The sequence below is a fragment of the Pseudomonas sp. MUP55 genome (genome assembly GCF_034043515.1).
In the GTDB taxonomy this organism is placed as follows: Bacteria; Pseudomonadota; Gammaproteobacteria; order Pseudomonadales; family Pseudomonadaceae; genus Aquipseudomonas.
Genome location: NZ_CP138214.1, coordinates 1,048,439 through 1,063,823, shown reverse-complemented (window position 1 = coordinate 1,063,823; position 15,385 = coordinate 1,048,439). Strand labels below are relative to the sequence as shown.

General features: G+C 61.9%; 13 protein-coding genes. 6 read left to right on the top strand and 7 right to left on the bottom strand.

What is annotated here, in order from left to right:
• Positions 1-13 precede the first annotated feature (13 nt).
• The 6 genes from SC318_RS04640 to mreB all read right to left on the bottom strand — a co-directional run bounded on the left by SC318_RS04640 (position 14) and on the right by mreB (position 8,840).
• Positions 14-3,829: a YhdP family protein gene (locus SC318_RS04640; RefSeq protein WP_320429842.1), complete on the bottom strand. Its 3,816-nt coding sequence runs from the start codon at positions 3,827-3,829 to the stop codon at positions 14-16.
• Between the two features lie 75 nt (positions 3,830-3,904).
• On the bottom strand, positions 3,905-5,362 hold the full coding sequence (gene rng, locus SC318_RS04635) for a ribonuclease G (protein WP_065885774.1): 1,458 nt from the start codon (positions 5,360-5,362) through the stop codon (positions 3,905-3,907).
• A gap of 71 nt (positions 5,363-5,433) precedes the next feature.
• Positions 5,434-6,030 (bottom strand): Maf family protein, encoded by a 597-nt coding sequence (locus tag SC318_RS04630; RefSeq protein ID WP_320429841.1) that lies wholly within the window; start codon positions 6,028-6,030, stop codon positions 5,434-5,436.
• 50 nt (positions 6,031-6,080) lie between these two features.
• A complete protein-coding gene (mreD, locus tag SC318_RS04625) occupies positions 6,081-6,569 on the bottom strand; it encodes a rod shape-determining protein MreD (protein ID WP_320429840.1) in 489 nt (162 codons plus the stop codon).
• Positions 6,569-7,663, bottom strand: coding sequence for a rod shape-determining protein MreC (gene mreC / locus SC318_RS04620; protein ID WP_320431191.1), 1,095 nt, complete (start codon positions 7,661-7,663; stop codon positions 6,569-6,571). Before mreC ends, mreD begins: the two co-directional genes overlap by 1 nt.
• A 139-nt stretch (positions 7,664-7,802) precedes the next feature.
• Complete coding sequence (mreB, locus tag SC318_RS04615) at positions 7,803-8,840, bottom strand: rod shape-determining protein MreB (RefSeq protein WP_002555108.1); 1,038 nt, start codon at positions 8,838-8,840, stop codon at positions 7,803-7,805.
• Between the two features lie 210 nt (positions 8,841-9,050).
• On the opposite strand from mreB, the gene gatC reads away from it, so the two are divergent.
• From gatC to SC318_RS04585, 6 genes are all read left to right on the top strand, one after another.
• Entirely contained in the window at positions 9,051-9,338 is a 288-nt protein-coding gene (gene gatC, locus SC318_RS04610; protein ID WP_005784804.1) for an Asp-tRNA(Asn)/Glu-tRNA(Gln) amidotransferase subunit GatC, read from the top strand.
• Positions 9,339-9,354: 16 nt separating this feature from the next.
• Positions 9,355-10,806, top strand: a complete 1,452-nt coding sequence (gatA, locus tag SC318_RS04605; protein WP_320429838.1) for an Asp-tRNA(Asn)/Glu-tRNA(Gln) amidotransferase subunit GatA — start codon at positions 9,355-9,357, stop codon at positions 10,804-10,806.
• Positions 10,807-10,816: 10 nt separating this feature from the next.
• Positions 10,817-12,262 (top strand): Asp-tRNA(Asn)/Glu-tRNA(Gln) amidotransferase subunit GatB, encoded by a 1,446-nt coding sequence (gene gatB, locus SC318_RS04600; protein ID WP_320429837.1) that lies wholly within the window; start codon positions 10,817-10,819, stop codon positions 12,260-12,262.
• Positions 12,263-12,420: 158 nt separating this feature from the next.
• On the top strand, positions 12,421-12,792 hold the full coding sequence (locus SC318_RS04595) for a septal ring lytic transglycosylase RlpA family protein (protein WP_124385145.1): 372 nt from the start codon (positions 12,421-12,423) through the stop codon (positions 12,790-12,792).
• 59 nt (positions 12,793-12,851) lie between these two features.
• Positions 12,852-13,898 (top strand): calcium/sodium antiporter, encoded by a 1,047-nt coding sequence (locus tag SC318_RS04590; RefSeq protein WP_320431190.1) that lies wholly within the window; start codon positions 12,852-12,854, stop codon positions 13,896-13,898.
• On the top strand, positions 13,895-14,275 hold the full coding sequence (locus SC318_RS04585; RefSeq protein WP_320429836.1) for a carboxymuconolactone decarboxylase family protein: 381 nt from the start codon (positions 13,895-13,897) through the stop codon (positions 14,273-14,275). The genes SC318_RS04590 and SC318_RS04585 overlap by 4 nt, the downstream gene beginning before the upstream one ends.
• Here the strand turns inward: SC318_RS04585 and SC318_RS04580 are convergent.
• Complete coding sequence (locus tag SC318_RS04580; protein WP_124385143.1) at positions 14,272-15,213, bottom strand: AEC family transporter; 942 nt, start codon at positions 15,211-15,213, stop codon at positions 14,272-14,274. The two genes, SC318_RS04585 and SC318_RS04580, sit on opposite strands and share 4 nt — an antisense overlap.
• Positions 15,214-15,385 lie beyond the last annotated feature (172 nt).

Sequence of the window (15,385 nt, the reverse complement as noted above, 5' to 3'; positions counted from 1 at the left end):
ACTCCACAGCCTCTCAGTTTGGCTTTTCAAATGGCTTGTCGAAGGTGATTTTCGGGTCCTTCCAAGGGCCTTGCACGGTGTACTGCACGCTGGCGAAGCGCGATACCCGGTCGCCGATCAGCTTGTCGATCAGGAACAACGCGCCGCCAATGGCCGGTGCGCCGACGATCAACGCCGCGATGGGCAGGTTGTTGGTGACCGGCAGCGTCACCAGCAACTTGGCATCAACGCGATCGGCCACGAGGTCCAGGGTGCCATTGAGTTCAAGGTTGGTGGACGGCCCGGTCATGGTGATGGGTTCACGGGTCACGAACACGCCGTTACTGGCGGCGAGCAGGCCCTTGACCCGGTCGTAGCTCAGGCCCTTGCCGAGCAGGTCGGAGAAGTCCAGGCGCAAACGACGGCCGATGGAGTTGAAGTTAAGCAGGCCAAACACCCGCAGCGCCTGAGCGCCACCTTCCACTTCCACGAACTGGCCTTTACGGAACGCTGCATCCAGGCTACCGGAGAACCGCTTGGGTCCGACCCAGGCAGGCGAACCCGGCCAACGACCGTCCACGTCCAGATGGAAATCCTCACTGGTCACGGTGGGTGCAAAGCCCCAGCCCTTGAGCACGTCGGCAATGTTCTTGCCGTCCAGCCGGCCTTTGTACCAACTGCTGCTGGCCCCCGGCACCCCTTCCCAGCCACCGGCACCGTTGAGCTGCATGCCTTTGAGGCCCAGGTCCAGGTTATTGAAGGCCAGGCCCTTGGCGGTCGGGCGGATTTTCAGCGACCACGCGCCCACCAAATCCGGCCCCTGGAACAGTTGATTGATGGCGATATCCATTGCCGGAATATCCTTGGGGTCGATATCGGCCAGCGGGTCCGGGGCATTCTCGTCCGCCTGTACGGTCGGATCGACCGCGGGCAACTTGACGTACTGCAGGTTGATGGCGATAGGCGCGCCCTTGGCGTCCGGCAGATTCACCGTGCCCTTGGCTTGCTGGCTGTCGAACTGCAGGCCCCAGGCCACGGGCTTGCGGTCCAGCTGCAGTTTGACCTGGTCGAACTGCGTACCAAAACCGGTCAGCTTGCCTACCTTGAAATCGGCACCGCTGAGCAATTGCTTGGCGCTACCACCGGGATCATTACCCGCGTAGCGGTTCGCGAGTTGTTTCCACGGATCGATATCCAGCTCGGAGAGTACCCCGCGAACCCGTAGGCCCTTCGCGCCGGGCAGCACTGCATCGCCATCGCCGAGGAACAGTTCGCCGCGCCCTTCATTGAAGTTATCCGCCGGTGCCGCAAACGTGAAATTCGCCAGCTCGCCGTAATCAAACCAGTAACGGCGCTCCGCGCCCTGCAAGGTCATGCGGAACGTGCTGTCACGGCCCTGACTTGCCGGCATGCCAAACGGCGCCGGCAGATCCACCGCGACGCCCTTGAGATTGGAGTTGACCATCAGTTGACTGTCCGCACCGTCCAGAATCACCTGCAGCTGGTACGGAATATCGCCGGACACCGGCAGCGGCTGGCTGACTTTCAACCAGTCCGTGAGCCGCTTGACCGTCACTTGCCCCTTGGCGGTCACACGGGTGCTGATGGCGCCGGGCTTGCCCTCGGCAAAGATCTGCGCGCTGATCGGGCGATCGAACGCCTGGGCCGATATGTTCTGGCCGCTCAAGCCCTTGGCGCTGTCGAAACGGAAGTCTCCCTTGAGCTGGGTCAGGTCCAGCGTAGGCTCCGCCAGTTGCAGGCGCGCCTTGTCGGTCTTGAAGTCGACCACGATCTTGGGCTCGGTGCCCTTGGCCAGCGGCACGTCCAGATCCAGGCTGCCCTGCAGGTCGCCCTCGCCCTTCCAGCCGGCGAAGGTGGATGCAGTGCCAATAGGGGCTTCCTGGAGGATTTTCAAACCATCGCCCAACCCACCGGAAAACCCGCCGGTGAGCAGCAGGTGGCTGTCCTTGCCGGCTGGCGCGTGGGGGATGTTGACGTAGACGTCCTTGACCTGGGTATTGAGCAATTGGCCCTTGCTGGCCAGGATGCGCACACCGCTCTCCTCGACGAACACCTCACCGTTGACCTTGTTCACATGGGGCCAGCCCGGCTGGAACGCCAGCTCGGCATCATGCACCTTGAAGAACAGGCTGATATTGCGCGAGGCCGGCAGCGCGTTGTGGCTCAAGGAGCCTTGGTACTGGAAAAAACCTTCATCTACAGCGCCCTTGAGGATCGCCGTGCGCAACCACTCATCCAGTGCCGGGCTCAACACCGCCGGCAAGTACTTGGGGGTAAAACGACCATCGCCATTGACCATGCCGACGCGCAGGTCCATGTAGTCCTCCTGGCTATGGTCGAAATGCAGGCGAATCAGGAAGTCCGCCGCGACGTTGCCTTCTTCGCCCAGCACCTTGATATACGGCGCGACCAGGGTGAAGCCCTGCTTGTCCAGCGTCCAGGTCAGGCGCGCATTGGCCTGAATGTACTGCCATGGCTTGGCGAAGATAGGGAACAGGTGCAGGGAAAAGTCTTTGCTGTCCATGCGCAACTCGCCATGGCCCAGGTCGCCACTGATGCTGCCGGACACATTGCCCGCAGCCGGCGCGCCGAAGTACGCATCAAAACCGACGCGCTCAAGGTTGGCGGCAAAACTGACCTTTTGATCGGTGGTGTCCTGCGGACGGAAGTCGACCAGCACATTGCGCAACCGGCCAGTGGCTTTCAACTGCTCAACGGCCTTGGCGAAGCCTTCCGGCAGCGGTGCCAGGGCATTGAGCAATGGCGTGATGGGCGTCAGGTCGAGCCGGTCGGCCTGCAGTTTCCACACTTCCAGATCTTTATCGGTCGCCAGGCTCTGCTGCAGTTGCAGGCGCGATTCCCAGCGGGTTTCCCCGATGTTCATCGCCAGCGAATCGAACAGCACCTTGAGGCCGCCGTCGCTACGTTGCACATAGGCCGTCAGGGCCAGGTTTTCGATCTGCACCGGCTTGCGCTCGGCGTAGCTGCCTTTTACCTGCGGCGAGTTGAGGCGCACCACCGCGCTTTGCACGGTGCCGTTGGCCCAGTTGAGCCAGAACTCGCCGCCGGCCTTGAGCTGGGTGAGCTTCCATTGCTGAGTCAGCCTGGACGGAATCCACTTGGCCCAGTCGCTTTGTGGAAGGCTCAGGTAGGCGTCGACTTCGGCATCCTTCCATTGACTGGCACGGATGCGGCTGCGCAGGCTCAAGGCGAGTGGTTGGCCGTCGGGCAAGGTCAGACGCGCGTCCAGGCGTTGTTGGCTCATGCCGGTGTGCAGGCTCAGGCCGACATAAGTCACGGTCACCGGCGCCCGGTCATACGGTTGCAGGGTCACCTGACTGTCCAGCACCGACACGCGCTTGACCATCTGCATACGCGTGAGCAGCTGTTGCGGGTCCAGGGGCTGGTCGTCCTGTATTGGCAAGCCTTGCAGCGCCCAATGGCCGTCCTTGTCTTCCTTGACGCTCAACTGCACGCCGCTGACCTGCAGATGGGCGATGCGCACTTCACGGGCGGTGAGGCTGGCCCACAGGTCGGGCACGACTTCGACCTGATCCAGGCGCAAGGCACTGTTGCCCTCGCCGATCATTACGTCATGGGCCAGCAACACAGGGGCAAACCCGCTCCAGCGGCCTTCGAGGCTACCGATGTGCACGGGCATCTGCACCGCAGCCTGGGCCTTGTCCTGGACTTCAGCGCGGTATTCGGCCACCAGCGGGGTCAATTCGCGCCCCAGGCTCACGTACACCGCCGCCAATACCAGCAGCAACGCACACAGGCCCAGCCCCCAACGGGTCAAAGCGGCAAAAAAGCGTATCAGACGCTCCATGTCAGGCGACCCTCAAAGCGGTAGTCGATGACAGGTCAGTGCCTGTCGATCGCGGAAAGGAAAAACGAATGGGGATCAGAGCAGCACCACGTCGTATTGTTCCTGGGAATACATGGTTTCGACCTGAAAACGAATAGTGCGACCAATAAACCCCTCCAGCTCGGCGACGTTGCCGGACTCTTCGTCCAGCAGGCGGTCGACCACTTTCTGGTTGGCCAGCACTCTATAACCTTCGGCCTGGTAAGCGCGTGCCTCTCGTAGGATTTCACGGAAAATCTCGTAGCAAACCGTTTCCGGGGTTTTCAACTTACCGCGCCCCTGGCAACTGCTGCAGGGTTCGCACAGCACCTGCTCAAGGCTTTCTCGGGTGCGCTTGCGGGTCATCTGCACCAGGCCCAGCTCGGTGATGCCGATGATGTTGGTCTTGGCGTGGTCGCGCTCCAGCTGTTTTTCGAGGGTGCGCAGCACCTGGCGTTGATGCTCGCCGTCTTCCATGTCGATGAAGTCGATGATGATGATGCCACCCAGGTTGCGCAGGCGCAGCTGGCGCGCAATCGCAGTGGCCGCTTCGAGGTTGGTCTTGAAGATGGTCTCTTCGAGGTTGCGGTGCCCCACGAACGCGCCCGTGTTGACGTCGATGGTGGTCATGGCTTCCGCCGGGTCCACCACCAGGTAGCCACCCGATTTGAGCGGGACCTTGCGCTCCAGGGCTTTCTGGATTTCGTCTTCGACGCCATACAGGTCGAATATCGGGCGCTCGCCGGGATAGTGCTCAAGGCGGTCGGCAATTTCCGGCATCAGCTCGGCGACAAATTGCGTTGTGCGCTGGAAGGTTTCCCGCGAGTCGATGCGAATTTTCTCGATTTTCGGGCTGACCAGGTCGCGCAAGGTACGCAGCGCCAAGCCAAGGTCTTCATAGATCACGCTTGGCGCGCCAATGGTCTGGATCTGCGCCGCGATCTGGTCCCACAGGCGTCGCAGGTAGCGAATATCCATCAGGATTTCATCGGCGCCCGCGCCCTCGGCGGCGGTGCGCAGGATGAACCCGCCGGCTTCCTTGATGCCCTCGGCGGCGACACAGTCGCTGACCACTTTCTTCAGGCGCTCGCGTTCGGCCTCATCCTCGATCTTGAGGGAAATGCCGACATGGGCGGTGCGCGGCATGTACACCAGGTAGCGCGAAGGAATCGACAGTTGGGTGGTCAGCCGCGCGCCCTTGGAACCGATGGGGTCCTTGGTGACTTGCACCACCAGGCTCTGCCCTTCATGCACCAGCGCGCTGATGCTTTCCACCGCCGGGCCTTCGCGCAGGGAAATTTCCGAAGCATGGATAAACGCGGCGCGGTCCAGGCCGATGTCGACAAAAGCCGCCTGCATGCCCGGCAATACGCGCACCACCTTGCCTTTATAGATATTGCCGACGATCCCGCGCTTCTGGGTGCGCTCTACGTGCACTTCTTGCAGAACACCGTTCTCTACCACCGCCACGCGCGATTCCATCGGCGTGATATTGATCAGAATCTCTTCGCTCATGGCTGGGTCTCGTTCAGGCGTTTTCACAGTAGTGACCGATCACTTAGGGCTTGGCGCGAAAGTAAAGGCGTTCAGCGCGCGGTAAGGTTTTGCCAACAAGGTATGCCGAATTGGCCCAGCAGTTGTGCGGTTTCGCACACCGGCAGGCCGACCACAGCGGAATAGCTGCCATTGAGTCCGGCCACGAACACCGCGCCAAGCCCTTGAATAGCGTAGCCGCCCGCCTTGTCCACGGGTTCACCACTGTGCCAGTAAGTCGTAGCTTCCTCGACAGAGATTTCGCGAAAAGCGACACGACTGCTTACGCATCGGCATTCACAGCGCTGGCCATCGGTGAGGGCAATGGCCGTGAAGACTTCATGCTCGCGCCCCGCCAAGGCCGTCAACATGGCCAAGGCATCGGCCTGGTCCACTGGTTTGCCAAGAATCTTGCCGTCTACGATAACGGCGGTGTCGGCACCCAATACGCAGACGCCAGCGGTTTGTTCGAGCGCAGCCAAGCCCGCCGCCGCCTTGCTTCGAGCCAGGCGCTCGACATAGGCAACGGGGGTTTCGTCAGTAAGAGGCGTTTCATCGATAGCGGCGCTGACCACGGTGAAAGGCACGCCGATCTGGGTCAACAACTCGCGTCGCCGCGGTGAGCCCGAGGCCAGATAAAGCACATTCATTGCAGACTCTCCCTGTAGGGTTCGATAACCAGGCAGAGCCTCGCAATCCATCAATTGATTTTATAGCGACGACGCAACCCACGCAGGCCGAAACTGATCCAGGGCCACAGCAAGGCGCTGACCAGCGCCGGCAGCACCAGCGCCAGGGTAGGTTGGCGATTGCCGGTCAAGGCGCTGAGCCAGAGCTGAACCAACTGCGCCAGGCCGAAGATCACCAGGATCACCAGGCACTGCTGCCACATCGGGAACATGCGCAAACGCTGCTGCAACGACAGCACCAGGAAGGTAATCAGGGTCAGGATCAGCGCGTTCTGGCCCAGCAAGGTGCCATACAACACATCCTCGGCCAAACCCAGGCACATGGCGGTGACCATGCCCACCTTGTGCGGCAGGTTCAGCGACCAGAACGCCAGCAGCAAGGCCAGCCACAGCGGACGCAGGATTTCCATGAATTGCGGCAAGGGCGAAACGCTGAGCAGCAGGCCGACGGCAAAGGTCAGCCAGACAATCCAGCCATTGCGCGAATGAGTACTGGCCATTATTCCTCCCTCTGCCGCGTAGTGGCCGGGGCGGTTGCCGCGGGCCTCGCGGCAGGCGCGGTGGTGGCAGCCGGTTTCGCCGGGCGTGTGTTATGGGCAGCCGGCTTGGCCGGTGTGGCCACAGGCGCCGCGGTTGCCGGTGCAGCCACAGGCGCGGGCGGCCCAACAAACGCAGGCTTCGGCACGGTGGCCGGAATCACAGGCGTGGTGCCATTCTGCTTGTCTTCCGCTTCCTGGGCCTGCGCGGCGTCATTGGCGCGCTCTTCCGGCGTGCGGTTGTCGCTGAACACCAGTAGCAGATAGCGGCTGCGGTTGAGTGCGGCAGTCGGCACGGCACGCACGATGGCAAACGGCTGGCCGGAATCGTGGATGACCTCCTTGACCGTCGCCACCGGATAACCCGCCGGGAAACGCTGACCCAGGCCAGAGCTGACCAGCAGGTCGCCTTCCTTGATGTCGGCGGTGTCGGCCACGTGCCGCAACTCCAGGCGTTCCGGGTTACCGGTGCCGCTGGCGATCGCGCGCAAGCCATTGCGATTGACCTGCACAGGAATGCTGTGGGTGGTGTCGGTCAGCAGCAACACGCGCGAGGTGTAGGGCATCAATTCAACCACCTGGCCCATCAGGCCGCGGGCATCGAGTACCGGCTGACCGAGAACCACGCCGTCGCGCTCACCCTTGTTGATGATGATGCGATGGGTAAAGGGGTTGGGGTCCATGCCAATCAACTCGGCCACTTCGACCTTTTCGTTGACCAATGCCGAAGAATTGAGCAATTCGCGCAGCCGAACGTTCTGCTCGGTGAGGGCGGCGAGCTTTTGCATGCGGCCCTGCAACAGCAGGTTTTCGGTCTTGAGTTTTTCGTTCTCGGCCACCAGTTCGGTGCGGCTGCCGAATTGGCTGGCCACGCCCTGGTAGAGACGTTGCGGCAGGTCGGTGATCCAGTAGGTCTGCATCAGCACCAGCGACATCTGGCTACGCACCGGCTTGAGCAGCGAAAAGCGGGCATCGACCACCATCAGCGCGACCGAAAGCACGGTCAGCACCAACAAGCGCACGCCCAATGAGGGGCCTTTGGCGAAGAGCGGTTTAATAGGCCGCTCCTCCCAGGCAAATGTTCTCTTTATTCATACGGCATCAAACCGGCCTGGATGCAGATTGAAGAAGATAAACGCCAACAGGCAGCACTGCAAAGTGCTGCCTGCCGACCCAGCATGAACCGTCCAGGCAATCTTATTCGCTGGAGAGCAGGTCCATGGTGTGTTTATCCATCATTTCCAATGCACGACCACCGCCACGAGCCACGCAGGTCAGCGGGTCTTCGGCGACAATCACCGGCAGGCCGGTTTCCTGGGCCAGCAGCTTGTCGAGGTCGCGCAGCAAGGCGCCACCACCGGTCAGCACCAGGCCACGCTCGGCGATATCGGAAGCCAGCTCCGGCGGCGATTGCTCCAGGGCGCTCTTCACAGCCTGAACGATGGTGGCCAGGGACTCTTGCAGAGCTTCCAGCACTTCATTGGAGTTCAGGGTGAAAGCACGCGGCACACCTTCGGCCAGGTTGCGACCGCGAACATCGACTTCGCGAACTTCGCCGCCCGGGTAAGCGGTACCGATTTCCTGCTTGATGCGCTCGGCGGTGGATTCGCCGATCAGGCTGCCGTAGTTACGACGCACATAAGTGATGATCGCTTCGTCGAAACGGTCGCCGCCCACACGCACGGATTCGGCATACACCACACCGTTCAGGGAAATCAGGGCGATTTCGGTGGTACCGCCACCGATATCCACCACCATCGAACCGCGGGCTTCTTCAACCGGCAGGCCGGCGCCGATTGCGGCGGCCATCGGCTCTTCGATCAGGAACACTTCGCGGGCACCGGCGCCAAGGGCCGATTCACGGATAGCACGACGCTCCACCTGGGTGGATTTGCACGGGACGCAGATCAGCACACGAGGGCTGGGCTGCAGGAAACTGTTTTCGTGAACCTTGTTGATGAAGTACTGCAGCATCTTCTCGCAGACACTGAAGTCGGCGATCACGCCGTCTTTCATCGGACGAATGGCAGCAATATTGCCTGGTGTACGGCCCAGCATGCGCTTGGCCTCGGTGCCAACGGCAACGACACTTTTCTGATTACCATGGGTCCGAATGGCCACAACCGATGGCTCATTCAGAACGATACCGCGCTCGCGCACGTAAATAAGGGTGTTGGCAGTGCCCAGGTCAATGGAAAGATCGCTGGAAAACATGCCACGCAGTTTCTTGAACATGGGAAAGGGACCCTAGGCAACGCGTGGGTAAAAAAGTGCGGCAAACTCTAACAACGACAGGGATTTTGGGCAAGGCGCCAATGTGCTAAATTGGCCGACTTTCTGTGCACCAACCCCCACAATCGCGGCCTTATGACCGTAGAAATGCGGTAGTGTTCCGACAATCTAACACACGGACGCCCTCCGTTCTGTTTTCCACTGGAGAATCCCATGGCGCTTGAACGCTCCGACGTGGAAAAAATCGCGCATCTGGCCTCGCTTGGCCTCAATGACGCCGATCTTCCACAGACCACCGCAGCCCTGAACAGCATTCTCGGGCTGGTTGACCAAATGCAGGCCGTCGACACCGACGGCATCGAGCCCCTGGCTCACCCGCTGGAAGCCAGTCAGCGCCTGCGCGCCGACGTCGTGACCGAGCGCAATAACCGCGAGGCCTACCAGTCCATCGCGCCAGCGGTCGAAAACGGCCTGTACCTGGTTCCGAAAGTCATCGACTAAAGGGAAAGAGCCTTTCATGCATCACATGACTCTGGCCGAGATCGCCCGCGGTCTCGCCGACAAAACGTTTTCTTCCGAAGAGCTGACCACGACCCTGCTGGCGCGTATCGCCGAGCTGGACCCAAAGGTCAACAGCTTCATCAGCCTCACCCAGGAGCTGGCCCTGAGCCAGGCCAAGGCCGCCGACGTACGTCGCGCCAACGGTGAGAACGGCGCGCTGCTAGGCGCCCCGATTGCCCACAAGGACCTGTTCTGCACCCAGGGCATTCGCACCAGCTGCGGCTCGAAGATGCTCGACAACTTCAAGGCGCCCTACGACGCCACCGTGGTCTCCAAGCTGGCCGCCGCCGGGGCCGTGACCCTGGGCAAGACCAACATGGACGAGTTCGCCATGGGGTCGGCCAACGAGTCGAGCTACTACGGCGCCGTGAAAAACCCCTGGAACCTGGAACACGTACCCGGCGGTTCGTCCGGTGGTTCGGCCGCTGCCGTTGCCGCGCGCTTCCTGCCGGCCGCCACGGCCACCGACACCGGCGGCTCGATTCGCCAACCCGCCGCGTTCACCAACCTCACCGGTTTGAAGCCGACCTACGGTCGTGTTTCCCGCTGGGGCATGATTGCCTACGCCTCGAGCCTTGATCAGGGCGGCCCGCTGGCGCGCACGGCTGAAGACTGCGCAATATTGTTACAAGGTATGGCCGGCTTCGATAAACAGGATTCCACCAGCATCGATGAGCCGGTGCCGGACTACAGCGCCAGCCTGAATACGTCGCTCAAGGGCCTGCGCATCGGCGTACCCAAGGAATACTTCAGCGCAGGTCTGGACCCGCGTATCGCCGACTTGGTGCACAACAGCATCAAGGAGCTGGAAAAGCTCGGCGCGGTGATCAAGGAAATCAGCCTGCCGAACAACCAGCACGCGATCCCTGCCTACTACGTGATCGCCCCGGCCGAAGCGTCCTCCAACCTGTCGCGTTTCGACGGTGTGCGCTTTGGCTATCGCTGCGAAAACCCCAAAGATCTCACCGACCTGTACAAGCGCTCCCGTGGCGAAGGCTTCGGCCCGGAAGTACAGCGCCGGATCATGGTCGGTGCCTACGCCCTGTCGGCCGGCTACTACGACGCGTACTACCTCAAGGCGCAGAAGATCCGTCGCCTGATCAAGAACGACTTCATGGCGGCCTTCGAAGAAGTCGACGTGATCCTCGGCCCGACCACGCCGAACCCGGCCTGGAAAATCGGCGCCAAGACCGGCGACCCGATCGCCGAGTACCTGGAAGACCTCTACACCATCACCGCCAACCTCGCGGGCTTGCCGGGCTTGTCCATGCCCGCCGGTTTCGTCGATGGCCTGCCGGTCGGCGTGCAATTGCTCGCCCCGTATTTCCAGGAAGGCCGCCTGCTCAATGTGGCGCACCAGTACCAGTTGAACACCGACTGGCACACTCGCACCCCTACCGGCTTCTGAGGAGAACACTATGCAATGGGAAGTTGTGATCGGGCTGGAGATTCATACCCAGCTCGCCACCCAATCGAAGATTTTCTCCGGTAGCGCCACCACGTTCGGCTCCGAGCCCAACACCCAGGCCAGCCTGGTCGACCTGGGCATGCCCGGCGTGCTGCCGGTGCTGAACCAGGAAGCGGTGCGCATGGCGGTGATGTTCGGCCTGGCGATCGACGCCGAAATCGGCCAGCACAACGTATTCGCGCGCAAGAACTACTTCTACCCGGACCTGCCCAAGGGCTACCAGATCAGCCAGATGGAACTGCCGATCGTCGGCAAGGGCCACCTGGACATTCCCCTGGAAGACGGCACCATCAAGCGCGTCGGCGTAACCCGTGCGCACCTTGAAGAAGACGCCGGCAAAAGCCTGCACGAAGAATTCCCCGGCGCCACCGGTATCGACCTGAACCGGGCCGGCACGCCGTTGCTGGAGATCGTGTCCGAGCCGGACATGCGCAGCGCCAAGGAGGCCGTGGCCTACGTCAAGACCATTCACGCGCTGGTGCGCTACCTGGGCATCTGCGACGGCAACATGGCCGAAGGCTCGCTGCGTTGCGACTGCAACGTGTCGATCCGTCCCAAGGGCCAGGTCGAGTTCGGCACCCGCTGCGAGATCAAGAACGTCAACTCGTTCCGCTTTATCGAGAAGGCGATCAACAGCGAAGTGCGTCGCCAGATCGAACTGATCGAAGACGGCGGCAAGGTGATCCAGCAAACGCGCCTGTACGACCCGAACAAAGACGAAACCCGCGCCATGCGCAGCAAGGAGGAAGCCAACGACTACCGTTACTTCCCCGACCCGGACCTGCTGCCGGTGGTGCTGGAAGATTCGTTCCTCAACGACATCCGCGCCACCCTGCCGGAATTGCCGCAGCAAAAACGCGAACGGTTCCAGGAGCAGTTCGGCCTGTCGATCTACGATGCCAGCGTACTGGCGTCCAGCCGCGAGCAAGCCAACTACTTCGAAAAGGTCGTGAGCATTGCCGGCGACGCCAAGCTGGCGGCGAACTGGGTCATGGTCGAGCTGGGCAGCCTGTTGAACAAGCAAGGCCTGGAAATCGACGAAGCACCGGTGAGCGCCGAACAACTGGGCGGCATGCTGCTGCGCATCAAGGACAACACCATCTCCGGCAAGATCGCCAAGACGGTGTTCGAAGCGATGGCCGCAGGTGAAGGCAGCGCCGACGAGATCATCGAGAAGCGCGGCCTCAAGCAAGTCACCGACAGCGGCGCCATTTCCGCGGTGCTCGATGAAATGCTCGCGGCGAATGCCGAGCAGGTCGAACAATATCGCGCGGCTGACGAAGCCAAGCGCGGCAAGATGTTCGGCTTCTTCGTCGGCCAGGCGATGAAAGCATCCAAAGGTAAAGCCAACCCGCAACAAGTCAACGAACTGCTCAAAAGCAAGCTCGAAGGCTGACAACGATGAACGGGCCGGACGGGATTTCATGCTCGACCCGGCCGCCCTGTGGGAGGGGGCTTGCTCCCGATAGCGGTGATTCAGTCAAAGCAGCAGTGACTGACGCTCCGCTATCGGGGGCAAGCCCCCTCCCACATTTGTTATGGGTACCCTGATCAATGAAGCGTCTACTCGGCCTCCTGGCCCTGTTTTCCCTGCTGACCGGTTGCGCCAGCGGCGTCATCGACCCCAACGGCTACGACGAAACCGGCACCGCCTCCTATTACGGTGCCAGGCACCATGGCAAAAGAACCGCCAGCGGTGAAGCCTTCAACCAGAACGCCCTGACCGCCGCCCATCGGCGCCTGCCCTTCGGCACCCAGGTCAAGGTGACCAATCTGGACAACAACCGCTCTGTCGTGGTGCGCATCAATGATCGCGGCCCGCATACCCGTGGGCGGCTGATCGACCTTTCGCGCAAGGCCGCCGAGCAATTGCGTATGCTGGGCAGCGGCACCGCGCGGGTGCGTGTGCAAGCCCTGAACAACTGATAGAGGCCGCCTTGAGCATTTTTGGATTGAACGCCCTCTCGCCCTGGAGCCTGCTGGAGCTGGTCAGCGGCTTGCTGCTGTTGATCGTCGGCGCCGAAGTGCTGGTGCGGGCTGCGGTGCGCCTGGCCGCCAGCCTCAAGGTGCGACCGCTGATCATCGGCCTGAGCATCGTGGCCTTCGGCAGCAGCGCGCCGCAGATGGCCGTCAGCCTGCAGGCCACCCTGGCCGGCAACACCGACATTGCCGTGGGCAGCGTGATCGGCAGCAGCATCTTCAATATCCTCGTCACCCTGGGCTTGTCCGCGTTGATCATTCCGTTACGGGTGTCACGGCAACTGGTACGCCTGGACATCCCGGTCATGATCGTCGCCGGCCTGCTGGTGTTCGTCCTGGCGGCCAACGAGGCACTGACGCCGTTCGACGGGCTGGTGCTGCTGGTTGCACTGCTGGCCTACCTCGGCGTGCTGCACTACCAGACACGCCACTCCCGTCGTCCACGCACCCTCGCCACCGTCACCCGGGCGCCCTGGCTGAGCAGCGTGCTGTTGATGCTTGGCGGGTTGCTGGTGCTGGTGGTGGCCGGGCACTTGCTGCTGGGCGCGGCCGTGGAGGTGGCGAGCGACCTGGGCTTGTCGGAGCGCATCATCGGCCTGACGCTGATCGGAGTCGGCACCTCGCTGCCCTGCCTGGCGACCTCGCTGATTGCCGCCTTGCGCGGCGAGCGGGAAATTGCCGTGGGCAATGTGATCGGCAGCAACCTGTTCAACCTGCTTGGCGTGCTGGGCTTTACCGCGCTGGTAGCACCATCGCCGCTGTCGGTCTCACCCAACGCCCTGGACTTCGACCTGCCGGTCATGCTCGGCGCCATCGTCCTGTGCCTGCCCGTGTTCTATACCGGCTACCGCGTCACGCGCGTCGAAGGCCTGGTGTTGCTGGGGCTCTACCTGGCGTACGGCCTGCATGTGATGGCGTTTACCACTGGCATGCCCCTGGCCGCCAGGCTGGAACAACTGATGCTGTTTTACGTCCTGCCAGCGTTAGTGGTGGTGCTGCTGTTCACGTCGCTGCGCGCCTGGCACCGCCAACACAAGAGGGAGTCGCAATGACCGATCAGAAAAAACCAGGGGTTGAAGTGCGCCGTCAGGTGATGGGCGATGTCTTCGTTGACCGCGCCTTGGGCAATGCCACCGAGTTCACCCAGCCGCTGCAGGACTTCGTCAATGAACACGCATGGGGCAGCGTGTGGAATCGCGAGGGTTTGCCGCTCAAGACGCGCAGCCTGATCACCCTCGCCGCCCTGACCGCGCTCAAATGCCCGCAGGAACTCAAGGGCCATGTGCGCGGCGCATTGAACAACGGCTGCACCGTAGAGGAGATCCGCGAAGCGTTGCTGCATTGCGCGGTGTATGCCGGAGTGCCGGCAGCGATTGATGCGTTTCGGGCGGCGCAGGAAGTCATCGACACCTATCAGAAAGAAGCTTAGATCCAGCCACCCGCCTGCAACACGAAGATGCCGATGTTCGTGGTCACCGCCGCCATCAACGTGGTGATCACGATAATCGCCGCCGCCAGTTCATGATTGCCCTCGGCCGCCCTGGCCATCACGAAGCTTGCCGCGGCCGTGGGCGCGCCGAAGTACAGAAACAGAATGCCCAGCTCCGGACCACGGAACCCCAGCAGCCATGCGCCCAAGGTGGCGATCACCGGCAGCCAGACCATCTTCATCAGGCTGGCGCTCAAGGCCATCTTGCCGCTCTTGCGCAGCGCCGCCAGGGACAAGGTGCCGCCAATGCAGATCAGCGCCAGCGGCAAGGTGGTGTCCGCCAGGTACTGCATGGATTTTTCCAGCCAGCCCGGCAGGCCAATCTGGAAATAGGCAAACGGCGCAGCGACGATCACGCTGATGATCAGCGGGTTGGCGACCACACTCTTGAAAATGCTCCACGGGTCGGATTTGATCACTGGGCTGTACACCGCCAGCACGATGGTCGACAAGGTGTTGTAGAACAGGATCACCAACGCCGCGAGGATCGCACCGAGGGAAATGCCGTAGTCGCCGTACATGCTGGCAGCCAGCGCCAGGCCGATCACCCCGTTGTTGCCGCGAAACGCGCCCTGGGTATAGATGCCCCGGTCTTCGCGCTTGCAGCGCAGAATCGCCCAGCCCCACGCCATGGCAAAGCTCACCAGCGTGGCCACGGCAAAGTAGATCAGCAAACCCGGCTTGAGCGCTGAATGCAGGTCGGCATGCAGGATGCCGAGAAACAGCAGCGCGGGCATGGTGACGTTGAACACCAGGGACGAAGCGGTGTGGATAAAGTTGTCGTTGATCCAGTTGATGCGCTTGAGCAGCACACCGAGAAACAGCATGGCGAACACCGGCGCGGTGATGGTGAGCGTGGTGAGGAAGATTGCCAGCATGCCGGGGAGAACCTTGGTGAGCGTCGTGAGTGGGCTAATGATAAGCCATACAGCTCGAGAGTGCCTGATAGACCGCTATCGGAGGCAAGCCCCCTCCCACACTCGACCGCATTCCTGCAGGCTGAACGCGGACAAAATGTGGGAGGGGGCTTGCCCCCGATGCAGGCGACCC

Coding starts and splice junctions, on each gene's coding strand:
- SC318_RS04640 (WP_320429842.1), bottom strand. CDS start 3,829: ATGGAGCGTCTGATACGCTTTTTTGCCGCTTTGACCCGTTGGGGGCTG.
- SC318_RS04595 (WP_124385145.1), top strand. CDS start 12,421: ATGAAGCGTCTACTCGGCCTCCTGGCCCTGTTTTCCCTGCTGACCGGT.
- SC318_RS04630 (WP_320429841.1), bottom strand. CDS start 6,030: ATGAATGTGCTTTATCTGGCCTCGGGCTCACCGCGGCGACGCGAGTTG.
- gatC (WP_005784804.1), top strand. CDS start 9,051: ATGGCGCTTGAACGCTCCGACGTGGAAAAAATCGCGCATCTGGCCTCG.
- rng (WP_065885774.1), bottom strand. CDS start 5,362: ATGAGCGAAGAGATTCTGATCAATATCACGCCGATGGAATCGCGCGTG.
- SC318_RS04585 (WP_320429836.1), top strand. CDS start 13,895: ATGACCGATCAGAAAAAACCAGGGGTTGAAGTGCGCCGTCAGGTGATG.
- gatA (WP_320429838.1), top strand. CDS start 9,355: ATGCATCACATGACTCTGGCCGAGATCGCCCGCGGTCTCGCCGACAAA.
- SC318_RS04580 (WP_124385143.1), bottom strand. CDS start 15,213: ATGCTGGCAATCTTCCTCACCACGCTCACCATCACCGCGCCGGTGTTC.
- gatB (WP_320429837.1), top strand. CDS start 10,817: ATGCAATGGGAAGTTGTGATCGGGCTGGAGATTCATACCCAGCTCGCC.
- mreD (WP_320429840.1), bottom strand. CDS start 6,569: ATGGCCAGTACTCATTCGCGCAATGGCTGGATTGTCTGGCTGACCTTT.
- mreB (WP_002555108.1), bottom strand. CDS start 8,840: ATGTTCAAGAAACTGCGTGGCATGTTTTCCAGCGATCTTTCCATTGAC.